Origin of the sequence: Pseudomonas sp., from assembly GCF_048265905.1 — a bacterium.
GTDB lineage: Bacteria > Pseudomonadota > Gammaproteobacteria > Pseudomonadales > Pseudomonadaceae > Aquipseudomonas.
The window spans coordinates 1-25,689 of sequence record NZ_JBLXAP010000023.1 but is presented as its reverse complement, the minus strand read 5'-3'; the positions used below and the strand labels follow the sequence as shown (position 1 = coordinate 25,689).

Below are 25,689 nucleotides of genomic sequence, written 5' to 3'. Positions count from 1 at the left end.
CTGGCTCAGGCGAATGGACTTCAGGCTGGGCCATGGGCACCAGCGAATATGCCGTCGATGATGGCAACGGTAACGAGTTGATCATTGCCTGCCCGAATGACGAGAACCGCTACATCTCAGCAAGCGCTGCAATTAAGGGACGCGGATATACCTCCGAAAGCGAGCAGGGATTTGATGTGATCATCGACGGCAAAACCTTCAGCAACCCCTTCAATACCGAATGCCGCGTATGCAGCGACATCTTTAGGCATGAGTTCTGGCAAGCGTTGCGTGATGCCAATCGCCTGCAACTCAGCGCCCAAGGACAAGTCATCAACCTGTCCACGCGCAATATCAAAGTCGCTTTGCCAGCACTCGAAGACGAAGACAACAGCTGTCAAGCCGCTTGGTAAAACCCGACTCGCAGTAAGCCCCTGCCCACAATAAGGAAAACACCATGAGCCAATACAACCAAGATGATCAGGATCACCTAGACGAAGACGCAACCGAGGCCTTTAGCTTCAGCCCTGCTGTAATTGGCTGGGGCATCGCCGCAGTGGCGCTCGCAATTTTCTCCGTCACTTTCAACACCTCAGCAATGGTTCTTGGCGCTGGTTTATTCGCCAAAACCATGGCGGCTCTAGTGGGCTCGGCGCTGGGCTGGGGTGGCGCGCTTATAGGTGACGCCATTCGCCGCTTTGCTCACCCTGATGCGGTGTTCACCAATGGCGGCATCTTGAGCCTGATCTGGATCAAGGTCTTTTGGGCGCTTGGCCCGCAAGTCGTTGGTCTGTTTATAGGTGTGTTCACTGGTGCTGCCATCGTACTCAAGTAGCCTAGGAGCTCACATGCGACTCGCACTTATGACCGTCATTGCCTTGATTGCATTGACGGGATGCTCCGACGAAAGCTCACAAATCAGAGGGCAATTCCTCTCAGGCTGCATGCAAGGCGGTGCATCAAAATCAATCTGTTCCTGTATGTTCGAAAATCTGGAGAAGACGTACTCACCCGCTGAAATGAAAGCGTTCAACAATCAGTACAGCACGCCGTCAAAGCAACTTGTCAAAGACCTAATGGCATCTGCCATGGCCTGTCGACAAGAATGACCTTCCCCATCGACTGCAGCCGGTTACCCTGAAATGGGGTACCTGGCTGCAGTCAGACTTTATTTTTCTTTTAAGTAAAGCCACGGCGCAAGAAATCTAAATTCAAGCGATGCCTATTCCGTTGGATCAAGTATGGCTCTTGCTGCGGTAAGTCGAGCCAAATTGCGTCCAGATCAATCTAGGTCAACTGCGTCCACGTAGATGCAAGTTCGCACGCTACTCCAACGGCATGCAACTGGGCTGTGACGGACAGAGAACGGCCGATTCTGTTGAAAAAGTCGGCTTTGGTTACCACGGCGGAAAAGTTGGCGTTTGAGATTGAAATCCTAAAATCCGGCAGATGTTTTCGGGCTCAGATTTCACGTAGCGACGCGCTGAAAAGGCCTTTTCATCAGTCACTAGTAGGGCCGTTTGGGTAAACCGACTTTTTCAACAGAATCGGCCAAAAGCAACCGTTGACTGATGCCATCTTCTTACCCTTGGTTGATAATCAGATTTGTCTAGGAGGCTTGGGGCTAATCGGTAACTTTGGCCTATCTAAGCTGCTACGCTATCCGCTTCTAATATTTTCCGGGGAGCGGCCGTCAGGGTTTCGTATGTACATCGACAAGATAGTTTTGCGGAATTTCCGCAGCTTCCGAAAGCCCAAATGGATCTCATTCATCCCGACTCCCAAGCAGAAAAACGTCAATCTATTATTGGGCAATAATGGTGCAGGCAAGACCACGCTACTGAAGGCAATATCGCTGGTTTGCCTTGGACCAGCGGTTGGTCAGTCAGGTATCTATGCGCACGACCTCATAACTGAGCTGGGTGCACCGCTTGAAGGTGGTTCGAAAACCCAGACTCGTTCTCACACCTCCAGGTTGTCCAAAGCTTGCATCCCCTCTCGCCTCCCATATCCAGTTCGAACGCCATCCAGTTTCTTGCAGGCATGATGTAGCGGTTATGGCCCGGGAAAATCATCATTTCTACACAGTGCTGGACGTCAATGGACTGAACTTTACTGGCGGTGCTATTGAGGAGCTGTAAAAAGAGCCGCTCCGCCACACCAATGAGCGATGGATGCACGATGCCAGAAGACGTGAATTGCTGAATTTGCGCCCAGTTCGACGTCGGTGGAATGTCACGCCTGTAGCAGCTACCCCACGCAGCCACATGCACATCACCCGAGGCGATAGACACCCGTAGTAGTCGGTCTTCGGCAATCTTGGTGAGGGTTTCCAGCAGTCGCTTACGCTCCCCCTCATGATCGCCATGAGACCAGTGGTCCTTCAAATCATCGGCATTGCTATCAAGTACGTGATCTTGGCCGAACGTATCTAGTAACCCTTCCGCCAACGATAATTTGGGATGAGCGACCGGAACCGAGGACATGAGAATCAGGTGCTGGCATTTGCTACCTGGATGCTTAGGCTCTCCAACTTGGAGGGTGTTAAGCCATTGCTGAAAAGCTGTCCAGGTATAGGAACCCATAATCTGAGTGCGCGATCGTTCAGTACGCAAATCAGCGACAAACAGAGACAGTGGCCCAAGGTGATGGCCGAAGCTGAAACCGGGTTGGGAATCTAAAAGAGGTAATGCCAGGGGGTCATCCTTCAGTTGCTCGCCCCACTGTATGGGCTCGAACTGGGGATCCTGTATAGATACATTCGCACGCTTTAGAGCCTCTAGTTGAGGCAAGTTTTCCAGTGAGTGCTGCATCTGAAAAACCCAGAATGCTCTGCGCGCATGCCGTATGAGTGCTTGAAACAACGGACAGTTCTGCATAGCCGGGCTATATGAGCCCCAACCGTCAAAAATGTCGTGGTCATCCCACATCATCACAGTCGGGATTCGAGCCATTGCATCTGCAGCATCGAGATTGTGTTCACGTCCCCAATCACGCCTGGTTTCCGGCAACCAACGCGTTGAGTACAGACCTAAATAGTACGCCTCGATTTCCTTCTCCAAGGTGCTATTCACCTTGAACTCAAGCTGCTCTTTGCGTGATAAACCGACCCACCGCTTGAGCGCTTTGATGTCCTCCCAGATGGAGTCGAAGTAGATTTGGTCTCCGCCCATACTCAGAAGATGGAAGCGCTTCAGCCCTTTATCGTGGATGCGCCCCTCATGCCAGAGCTGCTCTTTATCCAGCACATAGTCCTTCTTAGGGCGAAGTTTCCTGTCGTGATTGCATAACAGGTCAGCCCAGACTGCATGCTCAGGAAGGGCAAGCTTCCTTAACCCGCTGGAATCGGTAAAACCGTTACAAGATACATAAGCGACCCTTGGCGCGTACTCCCGCCCAGGAATCGAGAATTCCCATGCGGGGCCATCTTCGGCGATACCGTACTGCACGACTCGTTCTTGCTGGCCGAGATCGCAGCTCAAGTCATACCGAAGGATTGTCTCTTTTGAGGTTGCGAGAAGAACCCTGGGCACAGGGCACTTATGCCCGTCGACATGCAAAGTCGGAATTTTTGATCCTCTGCGAATGCCAATCAAGGCCGTTACTTGCCATTGATCACCCTTGATGCCTCTGAAAGAAAGCACAGGTCCCACAGTGAAAATCGCTTTAGGCATTGCTGTTAGTCCTTTGTCAATTCGGCGGCGATGACCTTGACAATTTTGGCGCGGGAGGTCGCTCTGGAAGCTACATTTGACGCTTCACCTGTTTGCTCCAGCCACTCCAGAAATCGCTGAAGAGTATGGCGGGTATGCGACTCGTCTCGACAGTTGGCAAGAAAGGCAAACTGCATCTTCTGGACATCGTCCGCCACGAATATACCGAAGGAGCCACTGACGACAGTAGCATCAGCGAAACCCAATAACGCAGCGGCCTGGGTCTCTGTTGCTCCCCGATGGCATGCAATTAGATGCAGTGGCCCTTCTGCCCTCTCTAGGAGGTCGGCTTGCTCGTGGTCACGTAAGAAGGGTTTACCCACGAGTTCACGGGCAGCAGCGACCGTGAATGCCGCAGGTATTGCGTGGACGAGAATCGCGACTTTAACGCCAGCGATCTCCGAGATCACGCCCGGGCCACTTGCTTTACCACCAGATGCGACCAGTGCTTCGTGCAAGACCTTCTCCATCACGGACTTGCGTTGGCGAAAGTCAAGGCGCGTCCAATCTAGAGCCTGGCCCATATCAAAACGACTAGATGCAGCGGAGGAAACACCGCGTTGAGTAAAGACAACGAGCGCGTCTAGTAACGCCTCATGTACGCGCGTACGTAACTCCTCGACCGTAGCGACAGTCCCGCCTCTAAAGGGGGATTGCAACGCAACATAGTCCTGGAAAAGTTTATTCCGCTGCGTAGATTCAGCCTGTGCGGTGTCAACGGGCACGTTAGGCAAGGCAATCAAGCGAACTTTCCCACGCGAGCTTGCCAAACCCTCCATGTATTCCGCATGACATACTCCGATCTCGCCAGCACGTTTTGCCCACCCCGCATTACCATTGGATAGTACGATCAGAACATCACAATCCCTGACCGCTTTTAGGCACGCGTCCCAGCTGTCGTGTGTCCCATCCTCAGGTGGAGCATCTTCGTTGATCCACACCTCAAACAGCTGCTTTCCAAAAAAAAACCTGGACTCAATCTCCGCCTTGAGCTGCAGTCGGATTTCACTGAGGTTCTGATCGCTACCCAAAGGGAAGTGATCAAGGCACCGGCTTGAGATCATTACTCTGATTTTTTTTGACAGTGCCATTCCTCACTCCTTAAAGCAGTTGCGGGCAATCGAGATCTTCTTGAAAAACTCCAAACCTATAGTCAGCGTTCACCAGCAACACATGGCTGTGTTTATAAGCCTTCCGACAGTGATCATGAGAATGAATCAAGAGCAGATCAATTAGTCTTTAGTTAACCACATCGTATAGGCATCAATGTCGATCATCGGGACTGTGCCACTAAACTGAAGCTGCGCTATCAGCTTGAACGGAAAGCCTGTGACTGGCTTGGTTTCTCATTCGAAACAGAATTGATCGTTCTGGCACTGATAGTAAAAATGGCCATGAGAGGCAACGCATCCAATATCGAGGCATCCAGCGTCCAAGTCGCCCCTCAACGATTTTTCAAAAGACTCACCAAGTGCAGGGCTCCACTGGTAATTCTCCCATTTTTAGTGCTTGCCATAGGCAACGTCGCGCACAAAGAGTTTGGTTAAGTCGCAGGCTCGAAGCTTGCTGTCGATGGCCAGATCGAAGAGAGCCAAATCCCGTGTTCTTTCTGCAATTTGAAGCCTTACTCGGATGGCCCAGATATCTTTCAATCGGAGCGGGGGTTTCTGCCCGACCAACTTTCCTTTGTTCCAAGGCTGACTGCTGCAAGTAGCAATGATTTTCATGGCAAGTCCTCCACATGCGGGAGAACAAGCACGGCTAGCCAGAGCAATAGTCGCTGCCCGGCCAGTAGCAATCGTCCGGATAAATTTAAAGGCGTTACCAGTAAATGACATTTTATTGGCGTCATTTATTTAAGCTGAAAGTTTGACCCTCGATAAAAAGCAACTAACCTTCGTCACCATTCGTTGTTAATTGACTGAACGCCATAATTTAGAGGCAGAGATGCTCTCATGGATACCTATCAATACGACTATTCCTATGCGTTGACCCAAGACAAAGTCAACGACGTCATGAGCAAGAATCTGGCATCTGTCTCGATGCCCATCGCTTATACAGACCACGACCCAATGACCGGGGCTATCACTACCCTCGATGTCGAGCTGGGCGTATGGAGTATGGCAAATGGCGGCCAAAACAGCCTGATGAAGCTCAACGTGCCGATCAAGGATGGTAGTTTGAGCATTTCCAACCTCCCCGGCATCAACGGCCAATGGAATATGTCCGGGGTTTCACTATTGCTCGAGATAACACTCGGCTGGATGGGTCCTGGCAATCAACAGGAGCTTAGCGGCGAAGGGTCGCTCACCCAACTGGTATTCTCCCCCACTCAAAACGCCACGCCCGATAATCCCGGCTACGTTTCGATTCTGACGGTGACAGATCCTTCTGGAACGTTGACGAGCGCCGCCATCGGCATGCTCAAGCAAATCGTCCAGGCGGCGTTCTATGAGAACCGAAGCAACCTGCAGTACGTGTTCGCCGGAGTCGTCCCGGTGCCCGCGGGGACTACAACATGGCTGCGCCCGTACAAGTGGCAGTACTACGTTGCATCGGGTGACATTGAAGCCCTGTGCTTTTTATCAATGCTCAGCGACGTGCCATTTCCGTCCACACCCGCATTCGATTCGACGGCGCTCAAGGCGGGCTCCAACGCTGTCGCCCTTATCTCCCAGAGCGTCTTCTTCCAAAATATACTTTTGCCCAGTGTTAAGTCCTCCTTCCCGAATGGAACGTTTTCCGTCAGTCAATCGAACCAGCATTCACTGATTTCCAACAACGGCTCATTCACCATCACGATTGATGGCGACGACATCAACACCAACAGCTTTTCCCTGTGGCCTTCGGACGCCGGGGACGGATTGCAGACTTCCTCCGCGGGCGGCGGCCCGCTGACCTTCCTTTTTGGCCTGGCAGATCTCCCCGATGCGACCTATAGCTGGACCGTCAAGACGGTCAACCCGCTCTCATTGAATGTGTCGAACGGTTCAATGGCCTTTATGTCAGACCCGAACCCAAAAACCACCCACGATCAGGACATTCCTTGGTATGACTACATCATCTTGGTGGGCCTGGGCCTGACGCTTGTCGGCTTAATTGCGGACATTACAGATGCTGTCAACGACTTCGGCGATCAAGTCAACGATGTAGGCATGTCGGACATCAACAAGGCGATGCAATCTGCAATTGGAACAAATGCAGTCAACGTCACCGACCTCCTTGACTGGCAGGCCAACGGTCAAACTTTTGCGTTGATCGACGGCGGGCTCGACGGTGCCCTCTACTTCCGTGGAAACCTTTCCTGAGCGTCCAAGTGCCCGCATTGAGCTTCTTGCCGGGCACCCGATCTGACCATCCAAGAGGAAACAGCCAATGGCCAACACTACCGACGACACCTCGCTTGCCCCTGTAGCCGTATCAGAAATCGCCACTCGTCCGACAGCCGATACTTACAACTGGGATACGGTGGTTGCCTCGCATTTCGATACCACCAATACTGCGATCGCCAACAACTGGAGCACCGTCGACGATCGGGCGAAGACACTCTCGCAAGCAGCCAGCGATGATCCCACTTATCAGATTCAAGCGAATTTGGACGCCTGGCAGCTGACCACTGGCGGGGACGGCAAAAACATCAACATGAGTGTTCCGATCGCCAGCGGGGTCTATCAGGCTGGTGCCACGAGTTACACGCTGGACGATCTGGGCATGAGCGTAATAATCCAGATCAACATGGACTGGATCCCCGACCCTGATCAGATTTCCTTTGTGATCGACAACGGCGTGGATGGCATTGTTGCCGACCTCAACAACAATATTATCGACGCCGCCCTTATTGCTGACTTTGCGACTAACGGAATTACGATCACCAGTGAGTCGACTCTCTCGACGGTGACCCCCCAAGCCGCCTGGACAATCGCCGCCGCCGACAACAATTACTATTATCTCTTCTTTAGCGAAGACAAAGATCAGAACCAATTCCTCTCGGTGTATCAGTACACCCAGTCGTTCACCAGCCAGCTTCGTGCGCTAAGCCACGAAGCTGGCGGAACCCCAGCCGTTGTGGTGATGAATATCCTCAACGCACCAAACGCTGGCAGCATTGGCAACGCAGTGCTTCCTGAGCTCCTGAGCGAATGGTTCAACAGCAACATCAGCTATTTCAACTTCATTTTTTCCGCCATCGACCTGACGCTCCAGATCGGAAAATCCCCCAGCTATACCTGGATTGACCCGACAGCCACCAGCTATGCCGTTATCGACGAGCAGGACATGGCCAACTCGGTGATGGGTGTACTGACCATGATCCAGGACAACACACCGGGTTCCAATCACCAGGTATCCCCCAACGCCATTCCTACCGGTAGCGATGCTAACGGCGCCGACGTGGGGTTGCTGATCAGCGGATCGAACTTCATGAAGAACATGATGCTCGGTGGGGCCAAGAACCTGTTCGATGGTGCCAGCGATAATGATTTCTCGATATTTAACGACGGGCTGTCCATTCAGAACGTCAAAGAGCTGACGTACGGCTATTTCAAAATGGAGGACGACCCCGATGCTACTACCGCTGACGACGGCTACTCGTCCCAGTTGGACGCGGGAATACTTCCTCAAGGCCTCGTCGACGCCTTCAAATTTCAGAATGGCAACGGCGGTTATTACTATAACCCTGACTTGCGCGGCGATTCCGTCAAGGTAAACGTGGCGGGCAGTCAATGGTTTCTCAGTGGAAACAGTACCGAGTACATCGTTGACCTCAACAATGGCCAACTCGAGTTCTATACGGCGACCCAAGTCACCATCGCCGCCGGGCAGTTCGAGATGAACCTGGAACATAGCTTCCTCGAAATCAAATTCATCGACCTGACATATTCGCAAAGCTGGCAATACGACGTGCACATTAACTACACAGAGCAGGTCAACCTTGGCTTGAAGACAGTCACGACGTCTACAGGTGCGACCAAGCAGATTTTCAACTTCACCCAATCAGTGCGCAACATGACCGTCGTCGTAACCAAGACCCAAGCAGAGATTACATTCGAAATCGTGATGGGTGCAGTCACTGCATGCCTTGCTCTGGTCGCAGTGCTCGGTCCGGTCGTGGAGGGCTTGGCCAGCACCGCAGAAGTGACGGCCATCACCACAGAAGAAGGCACGGCAATCATCGATGAAGTGTCCTTCGTCGAGGAACTCAGTGGCAGCGAAGAAGCGGAGGAGCAGAACATTGCCAACGAGGAGGATGCCTTGGCCAATGGGGCTGAGCAGGCTTCAGGCCGCATGACCCGGATCAAAAATGCCTTTAACTCAACTCGCTGGAAGATATTTGGCAGTATCACGGCTGTCGTGGGAGCCGCCACTGGTGGGGAACTCGCTGTCTCCGCCATCTTGGCCTCGGTGTACGACAACGAATGGGACAATGTGCCTGGATTCGATGAGTTCGCTGATGATGCCATTGAGCCGTACACCCTACCGGGCGTCAACGGTTATGACCTGAAGTCGGCTTGGCTTGCCGACTCACTTCAGATCGGCCTAAAGACGAAATGAAATCAACGACGAAGGGATAAGGAGAGGCTTCATGGTGACCAGCACTGCGGGGGTTTATACCTACAATTGGGATACCGCGTTCGCCATCCCGATTCCGGACGTCAACAAGACCATTGTGGATCAAAAGTCATCACCGCCGGGTTTCACCACTACGGCGGCTGACTCCTACACCGTTTCGGCTGACTTTGGTGATTGGCAGATATGCATGGGAGGCGATGGAAAGAACGTGCGTTTTTCCATCCCCATGAACGGGATCGTGATCGACTACAGCAGTGGGACACGTGTGACCTGTGCAACGGGAACCGCGATCATCGAAATCAACCTCCACTACATTCCTCATGAAACATCGACTGACGTCCCTTCCAATCCTGTCGCACTGACAGCGAAAACCACGTCGGACGATCCATCGACACCTGTCGCCGCCCTCGTCGGGCAGGTGACACTTTCCCCGGACCCAGGGACGATCAGCAATGCAGTCTTTGGCCAGGCGCTGCTGGACTGGATCAATGGTAACTTGGGGGAGTTCAACCACATCTTTTCAGTCGTTGATCTCAATCGGATGATCGACCAGCAACAATGGGGTTTTGTGACCCCCAACTACACCAGCTACGCCTATCTGGACGGCAACACCTTGGAGGACAGCATCTTGGGCGTGCTCACCATGACCGGCGATCGAAACGGTGAAGACCTGAGCGAACAGATATCTCCATCGGCAATTCCTTCAGGCAGTGAGGCCGGTTTTTTGGTGTCCCAAGAGCGAACGCTTTATGACCTGGTGCGACCGGCGATCATGGTTGCCTATCCGGGATTGACCGACGCCACCTTCCTGATGAGCGACGACAAGACCCGTCTCTATCTTGTACCAGACGTCAGCGTCGACATGCCACCAGTGGATCACAACGGGTCGACGTACTACCCGAAGCTCACCGCACTCACTGTAGAGACTGACGGCGAGACCTACACCGTCACCAGCACAACCAACACTTACATTACCTTCGGCGTGACGTCGGAAACGACGGCCACCAACTGGTACACACTTAACCTTGGGACTTCGAACAACGGACAGACCATTACCTTCATCCAGACACAACCTACGGATCAGCAATATGCCGTCCATCAGGATCCTGGTGTGATCATCACCGAAGTGATCCTGTCCATCATCATCGGCTTAGTTTCACTGATCTGTGCGCCGCTCACGGATGGTGCGTCAATCATGCTGGGGGGGTTGGTAATCGGGCTGCTCTTGGGCGCCACACAAATCACGACGGCGACGATCGAATCGGTGAACATGGACACATCTCCTGCCGTGGACTTGCTCATGGTCAACGCCGTCGACCCGATCAAATGGACGGGCAGCGACTCGCTTAAACTTGACTACGCTCACCCGAACATTTCCTTGCAGCTGGGCGGCGATCCGCTGTTCGTCTAGCTCAAATGACACAGGTGATCTGGGCTATTAATTCCAATGGCAGAACTCATTGACTCGTACGGAACAAATAGGAGGCAAACCATGACAGTCCAGCAGAGCCACTTCGTTAAGTACCGCCTGAAAGACGACTCAATGGGTGAGCATTACGTCACTTTCTCATCGCGCGCGCCAAGAGCATTCGTCACCAAGGAGAACCACCCACTCATCCGCAAGTTCGCAGAGACCGATTCGGCGACAGCTGAGAAAGTTGAGCGACTGATTCAAGAAATGATAGCGAACGAACAGCTCTTTTTTTCATGGCTGGGTGGCGATGCATCACGCATGGAGTCTTTCATGGAGGATCCGATCGGCGCTTTGAAGCAGGCACTTCCCGATCTTCCCGAGGCGTTCTTCGACGAACTCGGGTCGTTGCCAACGCTTTTTGCAACTAGAAAATAACCTTTTTGATAGCCCAGCGAGATAGCTACCAAAGCCAAATGTCGTCGCTTCAACCGACAGCCGACCCACGCTCAAGCCCAGCTCAAAGCGGCAACCGAAGCAAATCAGTATTGGGAGCCAAAAGTCTCAATATCTATACCAAAGATACTTCATGACCCGTGGCATATTGAACAATCTCAGCTATGTATAATTATGCTGCAGGACGGTCTCAGGACGTGAACGCCTGATTTTGGCCGACGCCTGCCGTTTGGCGGCAGGCAGAAACCGGCCAAAAGCGGTCGCCGAGGGCCAAAGAAGTCCGGGGGATTCAGCCTATATCGTCAACCTCGTCCTTTAGCAGCGTCTCATCGAGTCTCATCGAAATCAACTGCATGCCTTTCACTAAATCTATGTTGAAACCTTCCACGGGAACGAAGTGGGGAACTACCACCTTCAGATTCGAGAACGCATCGTGATGCTGAAGCTGGTGGAGGTATCGCTGCAAGAGCTCTGGATTAGTAGTAGGCCTTGAAAGGTATTTCTTCACACGCTCCTCGTACTGCCCCACCTCTTTCTCATTCGCACAGTCGCCCTCATCAGTCATCGCCAGAAGCTCACGGGCGAACCGCTTTTGCGACCATCCCAACTGCTTGATCAGATTTTTGATCTCGCGCTGCAACTGCTCCGTTTTCGTCCCCATCTGTCTCCAAGCACCTAGCTAATGTTCGAATCGTCCCAGCGGGGACACCTAAAACCACTGATGGAAGGAAATGAAAATGTCCAAGAAAATGACCCAAGCCGACGCTTCGCGAATTACCGCCGCTACCGCAAAGCAGAATGGCGGCCAGATCCAGAAAGGCCCTTTCGCCTCTCGCGCTCAATCGACAGCAAGCAGCAAAGATGCTGGCTGGCCGAGCAAGCATGACGGCATGCCTTCCGGTGGCGGGCGCGATAACAATCCGCCAGCTCCGAAGAAGTAATACTCAGCGTTAGTAGGACAAGGACTACCTAGTAAGCTTGCACTGCCTGGCTGCCGACTCAAAGGCAGCTAGGTATTTATCCGTATTCTTGTTGAAATCCACGACCTTGAAAGACTTCTGCACCTCTCCCAAAGCGCAGATGCAGTCATCCCTCTTGCTTGCGTATTGGTAGCTGGCCAGAGGCTGCTGCGACGAATTAAGACACATCTCGATAATCGCATACTCATTCTTTATAGAGTAACGATCCATATAACCCTTGTAGTCGACCAGCTGTTTAGTGCCAACCACACCAACTCCAAAAGCCACAACTACAGCTCCTACCGACTTTTTGATCTTGCCGTAGGTGTGTCCAGCCAGAGGCTTCTTGCAGTGCCCGCAATTAATTTTGGTATCCAAATTCAGATCATTTGATTTCGAACAGCCTGGGCATTTGATCAGCATGGCAATCCTTGCACTTTCATACATAGCTCATAGAACTACTGGGAGGGAGGGGAAAAACATCGTAGAACAGCTTACAACATGCCATGCCTTCCATGAAGGTAATTGGCCCTCCCGATTGCTGCCGACAGGCATAGAATCGATCACGCCACTCTGAATACAGATGCCCGCCATTCAATCCCTGCCACCTTCGCAGCACAGATGGTGAAGACCTGACTCAAGAAAATCGCAGAGCGGAGACTTAGGCCTGACGTCCGCCCGTCTCCTGGGAGCGCTCAGCGAAAATGGGACGTATTTATTTATCGGATATACCGGCCGCTTTTGGCCGATCATGGCCAGAAAGTTTACGGGTCAAATCCGATGCAATCGGTGGCCGTAAAACTGCAAATGACAAGTCACGTCGAATGCAAGCTGCTGGTCAACTGGAGTGCAGTTTCGCCGTTAGCCCGGTTAGTACACAGGCGCCGCGCCAGACAGGTAGAATCAGCCAGTTAATGCAATATGCGGATGGGCTTAGTGGAATTTCAACACGGTTTTATTTTGTCGCGACATTGGCGTGATACGCCAGGCGGCAGCGTGGTGGAGTTCTGGCTGGCAACCGATCAGGGCCCGCGCCAGTTGCGCTTGCCGCTGCAAACCTCGGTTGCATTTATTCCGGCCGAGCAGCGCCAGCAAGTTGAAGCCCTGCTCGCCAACGAGGCGGGCTGCGATTTACGCACGCTGGGGCTGCGCGACTTTCAGCAACGCCCGGTGCTTGGCTTGTACTGCCAGCAATATCGTCAACTCATGCAGCTGGACAAACTGCTGCGTAAATCCGGCGTGGATGTCTACGAGGCCGACATTCGTCCGCCCGAACGTTACCTTATGGAGCGATTCATCACCGCAGGGGTGAGTTTTGCAGGCACTGTCGATGCAGATGGCATCGTGACGAACGCGCAACTCAAGCCGGCCCCAGACTATCGCCCGACCTTGCGGCTGGTCTCGCTAGATATCGAAACTACCGAACATGGCGAGCTTTATTCGATAGCACTTGAAGGGTGCGGCCAGCGCGATGTGTACATGCTCGGCCCGTCGAATGGCGATGCGACCCCGCTCGACTTCAACCTGCAGTACTGCGCCTCAAGAGTCGAACTGCTGCAGCAGCTCAACCAGTGGTTTGCCGCCCACGATCCCGACGCAATTATTGGCTGGAACGTGGTGCAGTTTGACCTGCGCATTCTCCACCAGCACGCTCGCAGGCTGGCCGTACCCCTGCTGCTTGGGCGTGGCAACAGCGAAGTGCTCTGGCGCGAACATGGCAGCCGCAGCCACTACTTCGCAGAAGCGGCGGGCCGGCTGATTATCGACGGCATCGAAGGCTTGCGTTCAGCCACCTGGAGCTTTCCTTCCTTCAGCCTGGAAAGCGTCGCGCAGACCCTGCTTGGCGAGGGCAAGTCGATCAGCACGCCGTACCAGCGCATGGATGAAATCAACAGGATGTTCGCCGAAGACAAGCCGGCGCTGGCGCACTACAACCTCAAGGACTGCGAACTGGTAACCCGCATCTTCGCCAAGACCGAACTCCTGCGCTTTCTGCTCGAGCGCGCCAGTGTCACCGGCCTGCCTGCGGATCGCAATGGCGGTTCGGTGGCCGCCTTCACACACCTATACATGCCGCTGATGCACCGCAAGGGATATGTCGCGCCCAATCAGGGCGAGCGACCGCCCGAAGCCAGCCCCGGCGGTTTTGTGATGGACTCGCAGCCGGGCTTGTATGACTCAGTGCTGGTGCTCGATTTCAAGAGCCTGTACCCATCAATCATCCGCACCTTCCTGATCGACCCGGTCGGCTTGATCGAAGGCCTGCAGCAGCCGGATGATGCACATTCGGTCGCCGGTTTCAGAGGCGCACGCTTCTCGCGCGAAACCCATTGCCTGCCGTCGATAGTGGCGCGGGTTGCCGATGGCCGCGAGACAGCCAAACGTGAGCACAACGCGCCCCTGTCGCAAGCGCTAAAAATCATCATGAATGCGTTTTACGGGGTGCTGGGTTCCAGTGGCTGTCGATTCTTCGATCCGCGCCTCGCCTCCTCTATTACCCTGCGCGGCCACGAGATCATGCGCCTGACCCGCGAGCTTATCGAGGTTCAGGGTTACGCGGTGATTTACGGCGACACCGACTCGACATTTGTGTGGCTCAAGCGCCCGCACAGCGAGGCCGATGCAACCCGTATCGGCCTCGAGCTGGTAGCCACTGTCAATCAATGGTGGAAGACGCATTTGCAGCAGCACTACGGCCTTGATAGTGCACTGGAATTACAGTTCGAGAGCCACTATTGCCGCTTCCTGATGCCGACAATTCGCGGCGCGGAGGAAGGCAGCAAGAAGCGTTATGCCGGCAAGGTGCGGCGCAGCGACGGCACCTCGGAAATGGTCTACAAAGGCCTAGAGACCGTGCGCAGTGACTGGTCGCCACTGGCTCAACAGTTTCAGCGCGAGCTGTATAAACTGATCTTCGACCAGAAACCGTATCAGGCCTATGTTCGCGACTACGTGCAACGCACGCTGGCGGGTGAGCTGGATGACCTGCTGGTCTACCGCAAGCGCCTGCGCCGACCGCTCAATGATTACCAGCGCAATGTACCGCCACATGTACGCGCCGCCCGCACAGCGGACGAATACAACGCCGAGTTGGGCCGGCCGATGCAATACCAGAATGGCGGCTGGATCAGTTACGTCATCAGCAAGAACGGCCCCGAGCCACTGGAAATTCGCCGCGCATCAATCGACTACGACCACTACCTGACTCGCCAGCTGCAACCGGTTGCGGACGCGATTCTGCCGTTTGTTGATGACGACTTCAGCACTCTGATTGGCGGCCAGCTGGGCTTGTTTTAAGGACCGCCCTCGGCCGCAGCCTTTATTTGGATATTACAAGGAATTGACCAAGAGGCATCGTAGCCTTGGCAGGCAGGAGTCGGCCCAGAGTGTGTAAAAACGCACAGGTAAACCCTTGCTATGATTTCCGAGAATCTCAGCGCAAGGGACGCCCATGAAGCGGTTTATCCAGGGTGAACACCGAGGTCAAAGCACCTTACTTCCCGAAAGCCTCGACGACTACGTCAGCGATACCAATCCGGTACGTGTGGTCGATGTCTTCGTCGACGAACTCGACCTAGCCACGCTAGGTTTTGATGGCGTCATTCCAGCCGAAACCGGCAGACCTGCTTACCATCCCGCTGTCCTGCTAAAGATCTATATCTACGGTTACCCGAACCGCATCCAATCGAGTCGCCGTCTTGAGCGAGAAGCTCTGCGCAACGTCGAACTGATGTGGTTAACCGGGCGGTTAATGCCCGACTTCAAGACCATTGCCAACTTCCGAAAAGACAACAGCAAAGCCGTTCGCGGCGCCTGCCGCCAGTTCATTTTGCTCTGCCAGCAGTTGGGGTTGTTTAGCGAAAACCTAGTCGCTATCGATGGCAGCAAATTCAAGGCGGTGAACAACCGTGACCGCAACTTCACCAGCGCCAAACTGAAGCGGCGCATGGAAGAAATCGAGGCGAGCATCAGCCGTTATTTGGCCGCGCTCGATGCGGCTGATCGACAGGTACCTAGCGTACTCTAAGCCAGACACGGCGAGCCTGGAAGAGAAAATCGCAAAGCTCAAAGAACAGATGAAAGAGCTTCAAGGGATTGAAACTCAGCTCAACGAATCGCCGGACAAACAGGTTTCGCTGACCGACCCGGATGCCCGTTCGATGATGACGCGCGGCAGCGGCACCGTCGGCTACAACGTGCAGACAGCAGTCGACACGCAGCACCATTTGATCGTTGCTCACGAGGTCACCAACAAAGGTTCTGACCGTGACCAACTCAGTTCAATGGCGAAGCAGGCCCGCGAGGCGATGGCGTCAGATACGTTGTCGGTAGTGGCTGACCGAGGTTACTTCAAAAGCGAACAAATCCTAGCTTGTCACGATGCAGGCATCACCGCCTATGTGACCAAACCGATGACCTCTGGAGCCAAGGCTGACGGGCGTTTCAATAACGATGCCTTCATCTATGACGCGGCAAAAAACGAATACATTTGTCCCGCTGGAGAGGCGTTGATCTGGCGATTCTCCAGCATAGAAAAGGGCTTGCTACTGCACCGTTACTGGAGTTTTAAATGCCAGAGTTGCGCGCTGAAGACGCAGTGCACGCCGAGTAAGCAACGGCGGATCCGTCGCTGGGAACACGAAACCGTGCTTGAAGAAATGTAGCGTCGAATGAACCATGCACCAGACATGATGCGAGTCCGAAAACGGACTGTTGAGCATCACTTCGGGACGCTCAAACAATGGATGGGCTCGACGCATTTCCTGACGCGTAAGCTCGTTGGATTCAGCGCAGAAATGAGCCTCAATGTGCTCGCCTACAACATGAAGCGGGTTATGAAAATCCTTGGTACCGTGGGTCTGTTGAAGGCGATGGCGGCGTAAAAGCCCCGTGTTTCGTTGTTCCAAGAGGCCCTCAAGCGCTTCATAAACGCTTTGGAACGTTATCGCTGCTGATCTTGGCAGATGCTTGGCTAATCGTCTCTCCCAGGCACGCTAGGCTGAGGCACCCAAGATGCGAAAGTGTTTTTACACACTCAGGGCCGAATGATAACGCTCGCAATTGAAAAAATCGGATCTAAAGCTGTTACTTGAGACTGCCTATAAAACTGAGGGTGACTCAGGCTTCACTCAACTATCAAGCAATGCGCGCTTTCAGCTGTGCAATCAAATGAAGGTCTCGCAGCTCCACGCTGGTCTCCCGCCGCAAAGACAAACTTTGCCAATCAGGAGCTTCACAATAGCGATAGTAACTGTGCGAAAGCCAATTCCAGCTTCCCACAGTCGCCACTTGTTCGTCGACTAGAAGGATTTTCTCGTGAGTCCCGCCTGGAAGACGAATGACATTTTCCTCCCCCAACTGACGACGATAAGCCAGGATAAGGCCCGGATCTCCATCATCAGCATCCACCCTGTCAGCGCAGTCATAGCCGTAATAAACAGTGACCGCAACACCGCGCTCCTGAGCTGCGCGAAGTAACTTCAATGGAGGATGATTAAAGCTCGAACCTTGACGAATCCAGGGGACGACTACCGTAAATGAATGCCGGCTTAAGGAGACCAGCGATTCAAACGCCGTAATGTGCTCGCAGTCAAAATAGTGCTTCACACCACGAGTACTGGCGTTCTCGAAGGAAGGGCTCTGATGCTCCATGTTGACGATGAACGATTCTGCACAAATCTCGGCCATCCGGGCCAGAGACTTGCCTGCTGCCAGAAGACGCTGCTGGTTACCGACCACAATGAACTGCTGCTTAGCACGCGACACCGCAACGTTCAAGAGATTGGGCTTGCTGTTCTGGAAGGCATCTTTGTCGGTACGCAAGAAGATCACAGGTGAGTAGATGATCACTTCAAATCCAACACCCTGGAACTGATGTACTGAACCGATCTTGAGTGCCTGACGGTGCCTGAGGCGCTCACCATAGGCTTTGATGAGCAGGCTCTTCTGGTTGGAGTACGGCGTGATGATCCCCACGTCTCGGGTCAGGTCGTACCCAGCCGCCTCAAGTTTGTCCAACAACAAACCGATGGCGTCCACTTCATCTTGGTTGGTATTGGGCATAAGTCCTCGACGCCCTTGGACCCCGTAGAACATCAGATTGAAGCCCCCCATGTTGGCGCAGGCAGCCTGAATTCTGGCGTCAGCTGTCGCGGTGCGTACCTGCACCCCGCTGTACTCGGCAATGCTCATAAACAGCGCGGCGATTGGCGGCTGACAACGTCGGTGCTCGTCTAGAACTATGCCATTTCCAATATCAGTAACGCTTCCGGTGAAGGTACCAGCTGCCCGGTGATAGGCCGTGACTAGCATTGGCGAGACCGCTTCATAGAGCGTGTTGTTTTCAAAATACTGGGTTTTCAGCTTTTCTGCCGCCGCCTTATCCAACGAGCGTATGGGCTCGATTTGCAAGGGGTCGCCGACAACGATTGCCCTTTGACTGCGCGCCATCAGCGGAACCAGCGATTCCACCGAAATCATACCTGCCTCATCCACAAGGCTCAGTTGGTAAGGTGTGAACCCGTTCAAGTCAGAGAGTTTGTAGCCGGCTAATTTGTGCGCCGACGCCAAGGTAGATGCCATCACCGGATAGGCCAGGGTGATATAGCGATAAAACTCCTCCAGTTTGTCCTTCCACCGGTAATACCCACTGTCTTGCTTTCCACTTAGCATGCTGCTCCAAAGCGAGAGTACCTGACGCACTGAAGCCTTATGCCGCAGCAACTCCTGCCAGAGGTAGTCAATCGCACACTCGAATAGCACACGCTGCTCCACGATGAAGCGCCTACGCAGCACTTCGAACCAATCGCCTTCAGGAAACGCGTCTTGCAGGGCACGTTTCGCCCCTTTATAGCGATGCAAATTACCGATGCGAGACGTGAGTTCAGATAAGTCAGTTGAAAGCTGCGTTAAAGCCCGCTCCCTCTCCTTCTCTGCATTGGTCTCTTCCCTACTCGCGGCTTTCAATAGCAGATCAGTGTCAACTGCTGTGAGCAGCTCCTTGCGGTTGTGTGCAAGCTTCGCCAACTGCACCTGATCGAGGCCACTCAAACCGTAATTCAAATAATCTTCAGAGTAGACCTTGTGTAGATGTTCCCGTGCCGCTCGGTACTTGGCGCCGAACCACTTGGCCAGTAGTAGCCTAAATCCACTCGTTGGGTGCTCAGAATAATGATGCTGAAGGTTTTCGCTCAGTGAACTGCTCAACCAGTCATGGTAGTTTTCCATTGGGAAAGGAGCGCCAACCAATTTGCCATAGCCGCCAGACAGCCACTTTTGGGCGTCTGCATACTTCACCCTTTGAGCATCGAGGCTGGCGAGAGCATCGGTACATTGCTGAGCAATGTCTGCCCTCCGCTCAACGGAGAAACCTAACTCCGAGCACCGTCGAGATACATCCCTTCCGAGTAGTCTTAGTTGCGCCTCATAGTCTTCAGGCGACGCCCCCATCAAGGGCGCAGTCGCCACATCGAGCTGTTTTTTCAGCACCTCGAATCGATTCAGACAGACGTCAATTAAGCGCCGACTCTCGGTGAGCCTCGCTGCTAACACCTTCTGCTTGTCCTGATCGTGGAGCTCAGTATCAAGCTGCCGTAGCAACGCGCTTACACGCTGGAGCTCATTAGTCACCTGGCCACTGTCTCCTCCTTGGAAATACAGCCAGTTGATGTTCTCTAGGTAAGCATCGTCGCGAAGATCATCGATAACATTTTCTACGGCCTTCTTGGCCGTGGAGGTAACAATCAACCCCAGATTACGATCATTGCTACCAATGCATGCTAGAGCCCGCTCTACGAGCTGACTGGCAATGAGTGACTTGAAGAGGGTTGTTTTTCCCGTACCCGGAGCCCCCTGCACAGCCGACAACGACGCTCCACTCGAAATTTGAGCAAGCGCCATCATCTGTCCACGCCCCAAGGGATATTGGCGCTCGAACAGGCCGTAGGGAGGACGCAAGGGTGATGAAGGCGTTAAAGCTGTATCGGCAGAGCGGTGCTCGATGTACTGCCGAAGTAAAGGCAATCCCTGCAGGTTGGAGCGCCGCAGGAGCACCTCGTAATCCTTCAACTGCTCCTTGGTGTTGAAGTCAGAACTCGCTTCCGGACAAATGATCGCGGTGAAAGCCAGCTCTAGGGAAGCCGTAGTGTTTTTGGCTGAGCTTTCGCCCAAGTCGTACAAACGCTGTTTGACCCAACGCAGAAATGCACTGAAAAGCTCACCAAAACTCGCCTGCGCATCCTCCAAGCAGGCGGCAGCGATACTCATCATGTGCCGCTCGGACCCCAGCTCCTGAACATCAATATCCAAGTACAGGCGAAAAGCCTCAATGTTCGGTGCGACTTCGGAGCCTTGCTTCACAGGTACGGTGAACAGCTGCGAGTCCTCGCTATGCCAGGTATCGGGCAACGAATAGCGAAAAAGCGGAATGAAAAAGGCTTTCGAGCCTTCAGTGACGCGCAGCAACGGAAAGCCGAGCTGCAGGGGGACGGACTCCATGCCCCCCTGCTCATTCGGCTTGGTGAAACGACCCTTTAGGGTAGACGCTTGAGCGCCAGATAGAGAAAAACAGAACCCCTGGTCGTCCTCCTGAAGGCTTTTCCTGTTGAGCTTAATCTGCTGATGCTCGTGGACATCGGCATCCTTGATGCGGCTCTTGGCTATCCCGGCCGCGTCAACGAATGCACGCCAACCATCCAAAACCGCCATGTCTTGCTGCTTGCCTTGCATAACCTAATCCGAGCCTGAGCGATCGTCGCTTATGATTCTACGTTAACGTTCAATTGGCGACATACAACCGTTGCTCAACGACGACATACATGGTGGAGTCATGCGGCAGCTAGCCACCTGACACAGCTGTCGACCAGAAGGAGCCAGTGGAAAGTGATCGACGTCTGAATTGCTAGAACTGTATGTATTTACATGCTGGTTGCATAACCACCAATGTGACGATACCATCATCAATGATGGTCAAGCCTCGCCCATAAATTGTGGAGTAGCCCATGTCGTCACCTCTCATAGCCACTCACGAAATTCGATATCTGGATGAAATCAAAAGCCTTTTCGCTATTGATTTTGATTATGTGTTTTCGAAAGAGGACTACAGCCGTCCTTTACGCTCCTATCATCTGATCAAATCAGAAGCGCAGTGCCAATTTCTCAAAAAAAATAGTCGGTGCGGGCAAGAGCACTCTCATGGCTACGCTGTTGAGTGCAAAGAAGGGCAGCGAGTATTGATTGGCAATTGTTGCGCTTTCAATCACCTAGGCCTTGATGACGGCCAACTGCGAAATGAACTTCGAGAACTGGATTCAGCAGAGCGTATTTCTATTCGTGCTTACAAAATAAGCGAAAGACTCAAAGAAAGAACTGAAGTGATAACACGCGTTAAAACCGCACTCAAACAGCTACGTGATCTAGAATTCCAGGTATTTCAAATACGTGAAGCGTTTCCCGAGGTAGTGTTCAGTGCGTTAGTAGAGCGCTGGCGCCGCAAATCCCTCCAGATTGTTTGGGAGTACCAGATCACCAAGAAGGACGAGAATTCAACAGGTAAGAATGCTATAGAGCGCCGGTGGTATCCACACATTTGTGGCTCCATGACAGGATTAGGCCTTTGGCTGGACTTGAACGCTCAAAACTTTCAAGAAACCCTATACGCCTTTCTGCATCGAGTTGAAGCAATCCCTACCAGGAAGCGTCTATCAAAGATTGAGCAGGATGAAGTTGAGGCAATATTTCGAGAGCTTGGGACGATAGTAGTAATCGAAAGGGAGCTTGGAACCCAGAAAAAATTGATAGCCGATTTTCTTAAACCAACGAATCTAGTTTTGATGGTGCAATTAGTAAAAAACCAAACGCTCCGAGCCAAGAATGTTGAGGCAGTACAGAGGCTGACCTCGACAATGCTAGAAGTGCGTCCAGATCGCTTCGTGGCTGAAGTCGATCAAGGTCTAATCCGGCGTTACGGAGCAACGGGTATACGCATCGCATCGTAAATAAAGTTTGGACGGGTTCGAACCGAAGCGGCCCTCTCTGAAGAGCTGCTCCGGGTCGCTAGCTGCCCGTCACGAATGACTGAAGCTGACCCACAGCTACCGGTTGCGGCAGGCTATAACCGGCTAGGCGCGGATGGTCTATCCTATAAATAAATCCGTCCCCTTTTTTCAAGGCAAAAACACCGGGTAAAGTCGCCAGCACTGTAGAGGCCAGCACTCCAGAAGCCCTAGAAAAGCTTCTGGAGCAAGCCTTATTTGAGCTGAAGCTAAGCAGCATGGACGAGAACGGGCTTCAGCAGGCTATCTCCAAAACTGCCAAGGGTGAGCAGTCCGGCACTCTTGGCGGCTACAGCTTCGACTACATCTCGCCCCTGTTCAATTTCGACGACGAATTCTAGGAAGCCACCTGAACCGTTCAGCTCCCCGCAAAAGATCCGCGCTTCAGCGGTCAGCGCCCTCGTTCAGGGAGGCACCATTCGCTCTAACGGGCTTCATCCATTCACGAGGACTCAAGCCAGTTCTTCGCCGGAAGGCGCGAGCCAGGGCGGAAGGGCTGTCATATCCCACCGGCTCGGAAATCAAGGCCACAGAGCGGCCTTCTCGCAACAGTTTCTGAGCAAGACTGATCCGCCAGCTCAACAGATACTCGGCAGGGGTCTGCCCTACGACAACCTTGAAATGCGCTGCATAGCTGGCCCGCGACATATTCGACTCGCCGGCCAGTTCCGAGATCGACCATGGATGGTGCGGTTCTTCGTGAATTCTTACCAGTGAACGGGCCAGACGAACATCCGCCAGCCCCGCCATCATCCCGGATTTGAGTTGCTGATGATCCAGCTGGTGCCGCAACAACTGGATGACTGTAAGCTCGAACAATCGATCCAGCGTCGCGTGGCGACCGCAATGATCACTGGCAGCCTCGGCGAACAACCATTTAACCGTGTCTGAAAGCATTGAGAGTTCGGTCAGAGGCTGCACGATCATATCAGGCAGCGACGCTGCCAACGGATTGTTCGCGCCGCCTGCGAACTCCAGAGATGCACATTGCAAGTGAGCACCACCGGACTCGGTGCCGACCAACTGGTGCTGGCTCGGCCGGGGAAAGAAAATCAGGCTCGGCTCGGTCAGAAATACCTGCGGCCGACCCGCGATTGCCAACCCCAGCTCTCCCTCCTGCAGCAGATGTATGTGCCCTCTCCGATTCGCTCCGTCGAATGAACTCACCCCGCAAAGTCCGCCACTGTAAAACAGGTCCGCGCGGACACCGAATAACGCCAATAGCTTGGATAAACGATCCATGGCCCATCTCAATACAGACGATCTGCAGCATATTATGGACTAATTGCATCCAAAACGATTACTTTCCGTTGCACTATAGCACCGTACTCGACGCGCAATGCGCATCCTCACTGGAGAACAATAGTGCTACGTAAACCTGTACTTGTTTTGAAAAAGTCGCTCAATGCATCCGTCAAACGATGCAGCAGAGGTAGCCAAAAAAACATCAGGCCTCACGCTTTTACTGATGTTTTATAAGGAAACTCCTGTCACTCATTTGTTCATGCGTTCGACTCATAGCTGCACTGGAAAGCGTCTTTTTGGAAATGACGTACGAAAGGTGCGCGGCACACCGAACTAAACCACTAAAACCATTAATATTCCGGAGCAACATTATGACCACTTCTAGCATCAGTCACGTTAATGCCCTCAGCCCCCTCAAAAAAGGTATAGGCGCACATGTCACCCGATTCGGAGCAGGGGGCATTTACTTTGCTATGACCATTATTTACTTGTGGTTCGGCGGAATGAAATTCTCCGGGTATGAAGCGAACGCAATTTACGGGTTTGTCAGTAATAGCCCACTGCTTTCCTGGATGTACAGCTTCATGAGTATTCAGGGTTTCTCAAACTTTCTCGGAGTTCTGGAGATTTCCATCGGCGTGCTTATCGCAGCCCGAATCCTCTCACCCAAGTTGTCGATTTTGGGTGGTATCCTGTCGGCCGGCCTATTCATCACAACGCTATCATTCATGCTGACCACTCCAGGTGTATTCGAACCCACTCTCGGTTTCCCTGCGATTTCAGTGGTTCCCGGCCAATTCTTGCTGAAGGATCTGGGGCTTCTTGCAGCTTCAATTTTTATTGCCGGTACCTCGATTACTGCGCTTGAACAGGAAATCGGTTAGGACGAAAACGGTAGTACTTAAAAAGGCCTTCTAGTAGAACTAGAAGGCCTTTTTTGTTTATGTCTAGTCCTGAAATAGGTTTACACCTGTTTCAGCCTAACGTCCGGTGCACCGCATCGGGCGTTTTGTATTTCAACGACAGGTGTGGACGCTCGTTGTTATAGATCGCCACCGACTCGCTCACCATCTTCTTTGCCTGAGTTAAATCTTCTGTTGGAACAACTTGGTCAGGCCCTGGCTTGAGCAGGTTCGGATGGCGTCGAAAGCGATGATGACTGTCGGTCGTCTTGTGATAAGCCCGCTTGCGGGCTACCAACAAACGCCTTTCACGCAGGATTGAAAACAGCCTCAAACAGTTTTACCAACCGGATCAATATCCATCCCCCCAAAGGAATCGTAACAGGAGTAGCCTAAGCTCCAGGAGGGAGGCTTCAGATAGGGAACTCACGATGCCAGTGACAAACCGGTACGGTATTTCAGGAGGTAGCCCTAGCTACAACTGCATCCAAACCCATGATGACCGTAGCCATAAACCTTCGTTGCTGCTTTGCAGAGATAGCTTGCCCTATGAAATAGGGCCACCAGCCCCATCGGCTCATCTCGATGGATACGGTACGTTGCATTGTCAGGTATATGAACTAGCCCCCTCACGTAGTGCACCGGTAACCCCAGGGCACTGGCCCACGCCTCCTCAAGCCGATGAAAGATATTTGCGTTGTCGGACTCCAATTTGCCGAGTGTGAAGAACGCGTCCTGGTTCAGCAGGATCAGCAAGTGGTAGTGGTGTACTTGGCTACCCTCCCCCTGTTCCCTGGCCCATACGTAACGGACATTGCATGGATGAGCACGCCCACCTCGCTGAACTGCCATACGACGGTTATGTGCAATCTTGGCTTTAAACGACTCAAAGAACTTACTAATCACTGTGTTCGTGTAAGCCTGCAAACCTACAGGAAAGCGTAAATCACAACGAAATGCGAAAACACGTGGATACTCACCCAGAGTGAGTTCTATGGTCGCTTTCAGCCTATCGAGGTGTTGGTAGATGAATGGCCCTTTGTCGGCCATTATTGGTAGCCCTTTAAAAGTCTCACCGTAGTAAAGGTTCAGGTTTTTGTTGGATAGATGGCGTTGCATAGGAATTACTCTCGGTTGTTGTACATATCAACAACATGCTGAGTAATTCTTTACTTGCTTCTTAAGCTGACTTTACTATTCAGACCATTGGGATTGTTTCCCAATGGCTTACCTACGATGTATATAGCTGGTAGTAACAAAGATGGTGTGTATAGAGATTGATAGATGTATAAACATACTACCCGCACAGACAGGTTATTACTGGCAACAAACTAGAGCAACCGCTGGTTGCAAATCAAATAACCAAGCAAATTCGCTCGGATAAAAAATTATCACTCAGTTTAA

19 protein-coding genes and 4 pseudogenes are annotated in these 25,689 nt (G+C 52.9%); 14 read left to right on the top strand and 9 right to left on the bottom strand.

Going from position 1 to position 25,689, the window contains the following annotated elements; genetic code table 11:
• The 4 genes and pseudogenes from ACN0UH_RS19010 to ACN0UH_RS18995 form a co-directional block, all read left to right on the top strand.
• Positions 1 to 392, top strand: a 392-nt coding sequence (locus ACN0UH_RS19010; protein WP_417663531.1) for a hypothetical protein, incomplete at its 5' end; no start/stop codon positions are given.
• Between the two features lie 44 nt (positions 393 to 436).
• Complete coding sequence (locus tag ACN0UH_RS19005) at positions 437 to 814, top strand: hypothetical protein (RefSeq protein ID WP_417663530.1); 378 nt, start codon at positions 437 to 439, stop codon at positions 812 to 814.
• 13 nt (positions 815 to 827) lie between these two features.
• A complete protein-coding gene (locus ACN0UH_RS19000) occupies positions 828 to 1,088 on the top strand; it encodes a hypothetical protein (protein ID WP_417663529.1) in 261 nt (86 codons plus the stop codon).
• Between the two features lie 596 nt (positions 1,089 to 1,684).
• Positions 1,685 to 1,834: pseudogene (locus ACN0UH_RS18995) on the top strand (AAA family ATPase); the annotation flags it as partial.
• 52 nt (positions 1,835 to 1,886) lie between these two features.
• On the opposite strand, the gene ACN0UH_RS18990 reads toward ACN0UH_RS18995, so the two are convergent.
• From ACN0UH_RS18990 to ACN0UH_RS18980, 3 genes and pseudogenes are all read right to left on the bottom strand, one after another.
• Entirely contained in the window at positions 1,887 to 3,653 is a 1,767-nt protein-coding gene (locus ACN0UH_RS18990) for an alkaline phosphatase family protein (protein WP_417663528.1), read from the bottom strand.
• A 5-nt stretch (positions 3,654 to 3,658) separates the two neighbouring features.
• Positions 3,659 to 4,783, bottom strand: a complete 1,125-nt coding sequence (locus ACN0UH_RS18985; RefSeq protein WP_417663527.1) for a DUF4062 domain-containing protein — start codon at positions 4,781 to 4,783, stop codon at positions 3,659 to 3,661.
• Positions 4,784 to 5,200: 417 nt separating this feature from the next.
• Positions 5,201 to 5,419 (bottom strand): annotated as a pseudogene (locus ACN0UH_RS18980) (integrase); the annotation flags it as partial.
• Positions 5,420 to 5,647: 228 nt separating this feature from the next.
• Here ACN0UH_RS18980 and ACN0UH_RS18975 point away from each other — a divergent pair.
• The 4 genes from ACN0UH_RS18975 to ACN0UH_RS18960 all read left to right on the top strand — a co-directional run bounded on the left by ACN0UH_RS18975 (position 5,648) and on the right by ACN0UH_RS18960 (position 11,109).
• Positions 5,648 to 7,000: a TULIP family P47-like protein gene (locus ACN0UH_RS18975; RefSeq protein WP_417663526.1), complete on the top strand. Its 1,353-nt coding sequence runs from the start codon at positions 5,648 to 5,650 to the stop codon at positions 6,998 to 7,000.
• 67 nt (positions 7,001 to 7,067) lie between these two features.
• Positions 7,068 to 9,242 carry a TULIP family P47-like protein gene (locus ACN0UH_RS18970; protein ID WP_417663525.1) on the top strand — a complete coding sequence of 725 codons (2,175 nt, stop codon included), beginning with the start codon at positions 7,068 to 7,070 and terminating at the stop codon, positions 9,240 to 9,242.
• Positions 9,243 to 9,273: 31 nt separating this feature from the next.
• The gene (locus tag ACN0UH_RS18965; RefSeq protein ID WP_417663524.1) at positions 9,274 to 10,671 is read left to right on the top strand and encodes a TULIP family P47-like protein; all 1,398 of its coding nucleotides are present in this window, start codon (positions 9,274 to 9,276) and stop codon (positions 10,669 to 10,671) included.
• 81 nt (positions 10,672 to 10,752) lie between these two features.
• Positions 10,753 to 11,109 carry a hypothetical protein gene (locus tag ACN0UH_RS18960; protein ID WP_417663523.1) on the top strand — a complete coding sequence of 119 codons (357 nt, stop codon included), beginning with the start codon at positions 10,753 to 10,755 and terminating at the stop codon, positions 11,107 to 11,109.
• A 307-nt stretch (positions 11,110 to 11,416) separates the two neighbouring features.
• Here the strand turns inward: ACN0UH_RS18960 and ACN0UH_RS18955 are convergent, their stop codons facing one another.
• A complete protein-coding gene (locus ACN0UH_RS18955) occupies positions 11,417 to 11,788 on the bottom strand; it encodes a hypothetical protein (protein WP_417663522.1) in 372 nt (123 codons plus the stop codon).
• Positions 11,789 to 11,864: 76 nt separating this feature from the next.
• Between ACN0UH_RS18955 and ACN0UH_RS18950 the strand changes: the two genes are divergently transcribed.
• The gene (locus ACN0UH_RS18950) at positions 11,865 to 12,068 is read left to right on the top strand and encodes a hypothetical protein (RefSeq protein WP_417663521.1); all 204 of its coding nucleotides are present in this window, start codon (positions 11,865 to 11,867) and stop codon (positions 12,066 to 12,068) included.
• A gap of 24 nt (positions 12,069 to 12,092) precedes the next feature.
• On the opposite strand, the gene ACN0UH_RS18945 is transcribed toward ACN0UH_RS18950, so the two are convergent.
• The gene (locus ACN0UH_RS18945; RefSeq protein WP_417663520.1) at positions 12,093 to 12,509 is read right to left on the bottom strand and encodes a hypothetical protein; all 417 of its coding nucleotides are present in this window, start codon (positions 12,507 to 12,509) and stop codon (positions 12,093 to 12,095) included.
• A gap of 513 nt (positions 12,510 to 13,022) precedes the next feature.
• Here ACN0UH_RS18945 and ACN0UH_RS18940 point away from each other — a divergent pair.
• Positions 13,023 to 15,383 carry a DNA polymerase II gene (locus ACN0UH_RS18940; protein WP_417663519.1) on the top strand — a complete coding sequence of 787 codons (2,361 nt, stop codon included), beginning with the start codon at positions 13,023 to 13,025 and terminating at the stop codon, positions 15,381 to 15,383.
• A 154-nt stretch (positions 15,384 to 15,537) separates the two neighbouring features.
• Positions 15,538 to 16,969, top strand: a pseudogene (locus ACN0UH_RS18935) (IS1182 family transposase).
• A 253-nt stretch (positions 16,970 to 17,222) separates the two neighbouring features.
• Here the strand turns inward: ACN0UH_RS18935 and ACN0UH_RS18930 are convergent.
• Positions 17,223 to 20,813: an AAA domain-containing protein gene (locus ACN0UH_RS18930; protein WP_417663518.1), complete on the bottom strand. Its 3,591-nt coding sequence runs from the start codon at positions 20,811 to 20,813 to the stop codon at positions 17,223 to 17,225.
• Positions 20,814 to 21,085: 272 nt separating this feature from the next.
• Here ACN0UH_RS18930 and ACN0UH_RS18925 point away from each other — a divergent pair, with 272 nt between their 5' ends.
• Positions 21,086 to 22,081 carry a hypothetical protein gene (locus ACN0UH_RS18925; protein ID WP_417663517.1) on the top strand — a complete coding sequence of 332 codons (996 nt, stop codon included), beginning with the start codon at positions 21,086 to 21,088 and terminating at the stop codon, positions 22,079 to 22,081.
• Between the two features lie 275 nt (positions 22,082 to 22,356).
• On the top strand, positions 22,357 to 22,479 hold the full coding sequence (locus ACN0UH_RS18920) for a hypothetical protein (RefSeq protein WP_417663516.1): 123 nt from the start codon (positions 22,357 to 22,359) through the stop codon (positions 22,477 to 22,479).
• A 43-nt stretch (positions 22,480 to 22,522) separates the two neighbouring features.
• Here the strand turns inward: ACN0UH_RS18920 and ACN0UH_RS18915 are convergent, their stop codons facing one another.
• Complete coding sequence (locus ACN0UH_RS18915; RefSeq protein WP_417663515.1) at positions 22,523 to 23,380, bottom strand: cupin domain-containing protein; 858 nt, start codon at positions 23,378 to 23,380, stop codon at positions 22,523 to 22,525.
• Between the two features lie 374 nt (positions 23,381 to 23,754).
• On the opposite strand from ACN0UH_RS18915, the gene ACN0UH_RS18910 reads away from it, so the two are divergent.
• Positions 23,755 to 24,267: a YkgB family protein gene (locus tag ACN0UH_RS18910; protein WP_417663514.1), complete on the top strand. Its 513-nt coding sequence runs from the start codon at positions 23,755 to 23,757 to the stop codon at positions 24,265 to 24,267.
• 63 nt (positions 24,268 to 24,330) lie between these two features.
• On the opposite strand, the pseudogene ACN0UH_RS18905 reads toward ACN0UH_RS18910, so the two are convergent.
• Both ACN0UH_RS18905 and ACN0UH_RS18900 read right to left on the bottom strand, forming a co-directional pair.
• Positions 24,331 to 24,616: pseudogene (locus ACN0UH_RS18905) on the bottom strand (integrase core domain-containing protein); the annotation flags it as partial.
• A 140-nt stretch (positions 24,617 to 24,756) separates the two neighbouring features.
• Positions 24,757 to 25,404 carry an inovirus Gp2 family protein gene (locus ACN0UH_RS18900; protein ID WP_417663513.1) on the bottom strand — a complete coding sequence of 216 codons (648 nt, stop codon included), beginning with the start codon at positions 25,402 to 25,404 and terminating at the stop codon, positions 24,757 to 24,759.
• Between the last annotated feature and the right edge of the window lie 285 nt (positions 25,405 to 25,689).

Bases quoted from the DNA above. Each gene is read 5' to 3' on its own strand.
- ACN0UH_RS19005 (WP_417663530.1), top strand. From the start codon at position 437: ATGAGCCAATACAACCAAGATGATCAGGATCACCTAGACGAAGACGCA.
- ACN0UH_RS19000 (WP_417663529.1), top strand. From the start codon at position 828: ATGCGACTCGCACTTATGACCGTCATTGCCTTGATTGCATTGACGGGA.
- ACN0UH_RS18990 (WP_417663528.1), bottom strand. From the start codon at position 3,653: ATGCCTAAAGCGATTTTCACTGTGGGACCTGTGCTTTCTTTCAGAGGC.
- ACN0UH_RS18985 (WP_417663527.1), bottom strand. From the start codon at position 4,783: ATGGCACTGTCAAAAAAAATCAGAGTAATGATCTCAAGCCGGTGCCTT.
- ACN0UH_RS18975 (WP_417663526.1), top strand. From the start codon at position 5,648: ATGGATACCTATCAATACGACTATTCCTATGCGTTGACCCAAGACAAA.
- ACN0UH_RS18970 (WP_417663525.1), top strand. From the start codon at position 7,068: ATGGCCAACACTACCGACGACACCTCGCTTGCCCCTGTAGCCGTATCA.
- ACN0UH_RS18965 (WP_417663524.1), top strand. From the start codon at position 9,274: ATGGTGACCAGCACTGCGGGGGTTTATACCTACAATTGGGATACCGCG.
- ACN0UH_RS18960 (WP_417663523.1), top strand. From the start codon at position 10,753: ATGACAGTCCAGCAGAGCCACTTCGTTAAGTACCGCCTGAAAGACGAC.
- ACN0UH_RS18955 (WP_417663522.1), bottom strand. From the start codon at position 11,788: ATGGGGACGAAAACGGAGCAGTTGCAGCGCGAGATCAAAAATCTGATC.
- ACN0UH_RS18950 (WP_417663521.1), top strand. From the start codon at position 11,865: ATGTCCAAGAAAATGACCCAAGCCGACGCTTCGCGAATTACCGCCGCT.
- ACN0UH_RS18945 (WP_417663520.1), bottom strand. From the start codon at position 12,509: ATGCTGATCAAATGCCCAGGCTGTTCGAAATCAAATGATCTGAATTTG.
- ACN0UH_RS18930 (WP_417663518.1), bottom strand. From the start codon at position 20,813: ATGCAAGGCAAGCAGCAAGACATGGCGGTTTTGGATGGTTGGCGTGCA.
- ACN0UH_RS18925 (WP_417663517.1), top strand. From the start codon at position 21,086: ATGTCGTCACCTCTCATAGCCACTCACGAAATTCGATATCTGGATGAA.
- ACN0UH_RS18920 (WP_417663516.1), top strand. From the start codon at position 22,357: ATGGACGAGAACGGGCTTCAGCAGGCTATCTCCAAAACTGCCAAGGGT.
- ACN0UH_RS18915 (WP_417663515.1), bottom strand. From the start codon at position 23,380: ATGGATCGTTTATCCAAGCTATTGGCGTTATTCGGTGTCCGCGCGGAC.
- ACN0UH_RS18910 (WP_417663514.1), top strand. From the start codon at position 23,755: ATGACCACTTCTAGCATCAGTCACGTTAATGCCCTCAGCCCCCTCAAA.
- ACN0UH_RS18900 (WP_417663513.1), bottom strand. From the start codon at position 25,404: ATGCAACGCCATCTATCCAACAAAAACCTGAACCTTTACTACGGTGAG.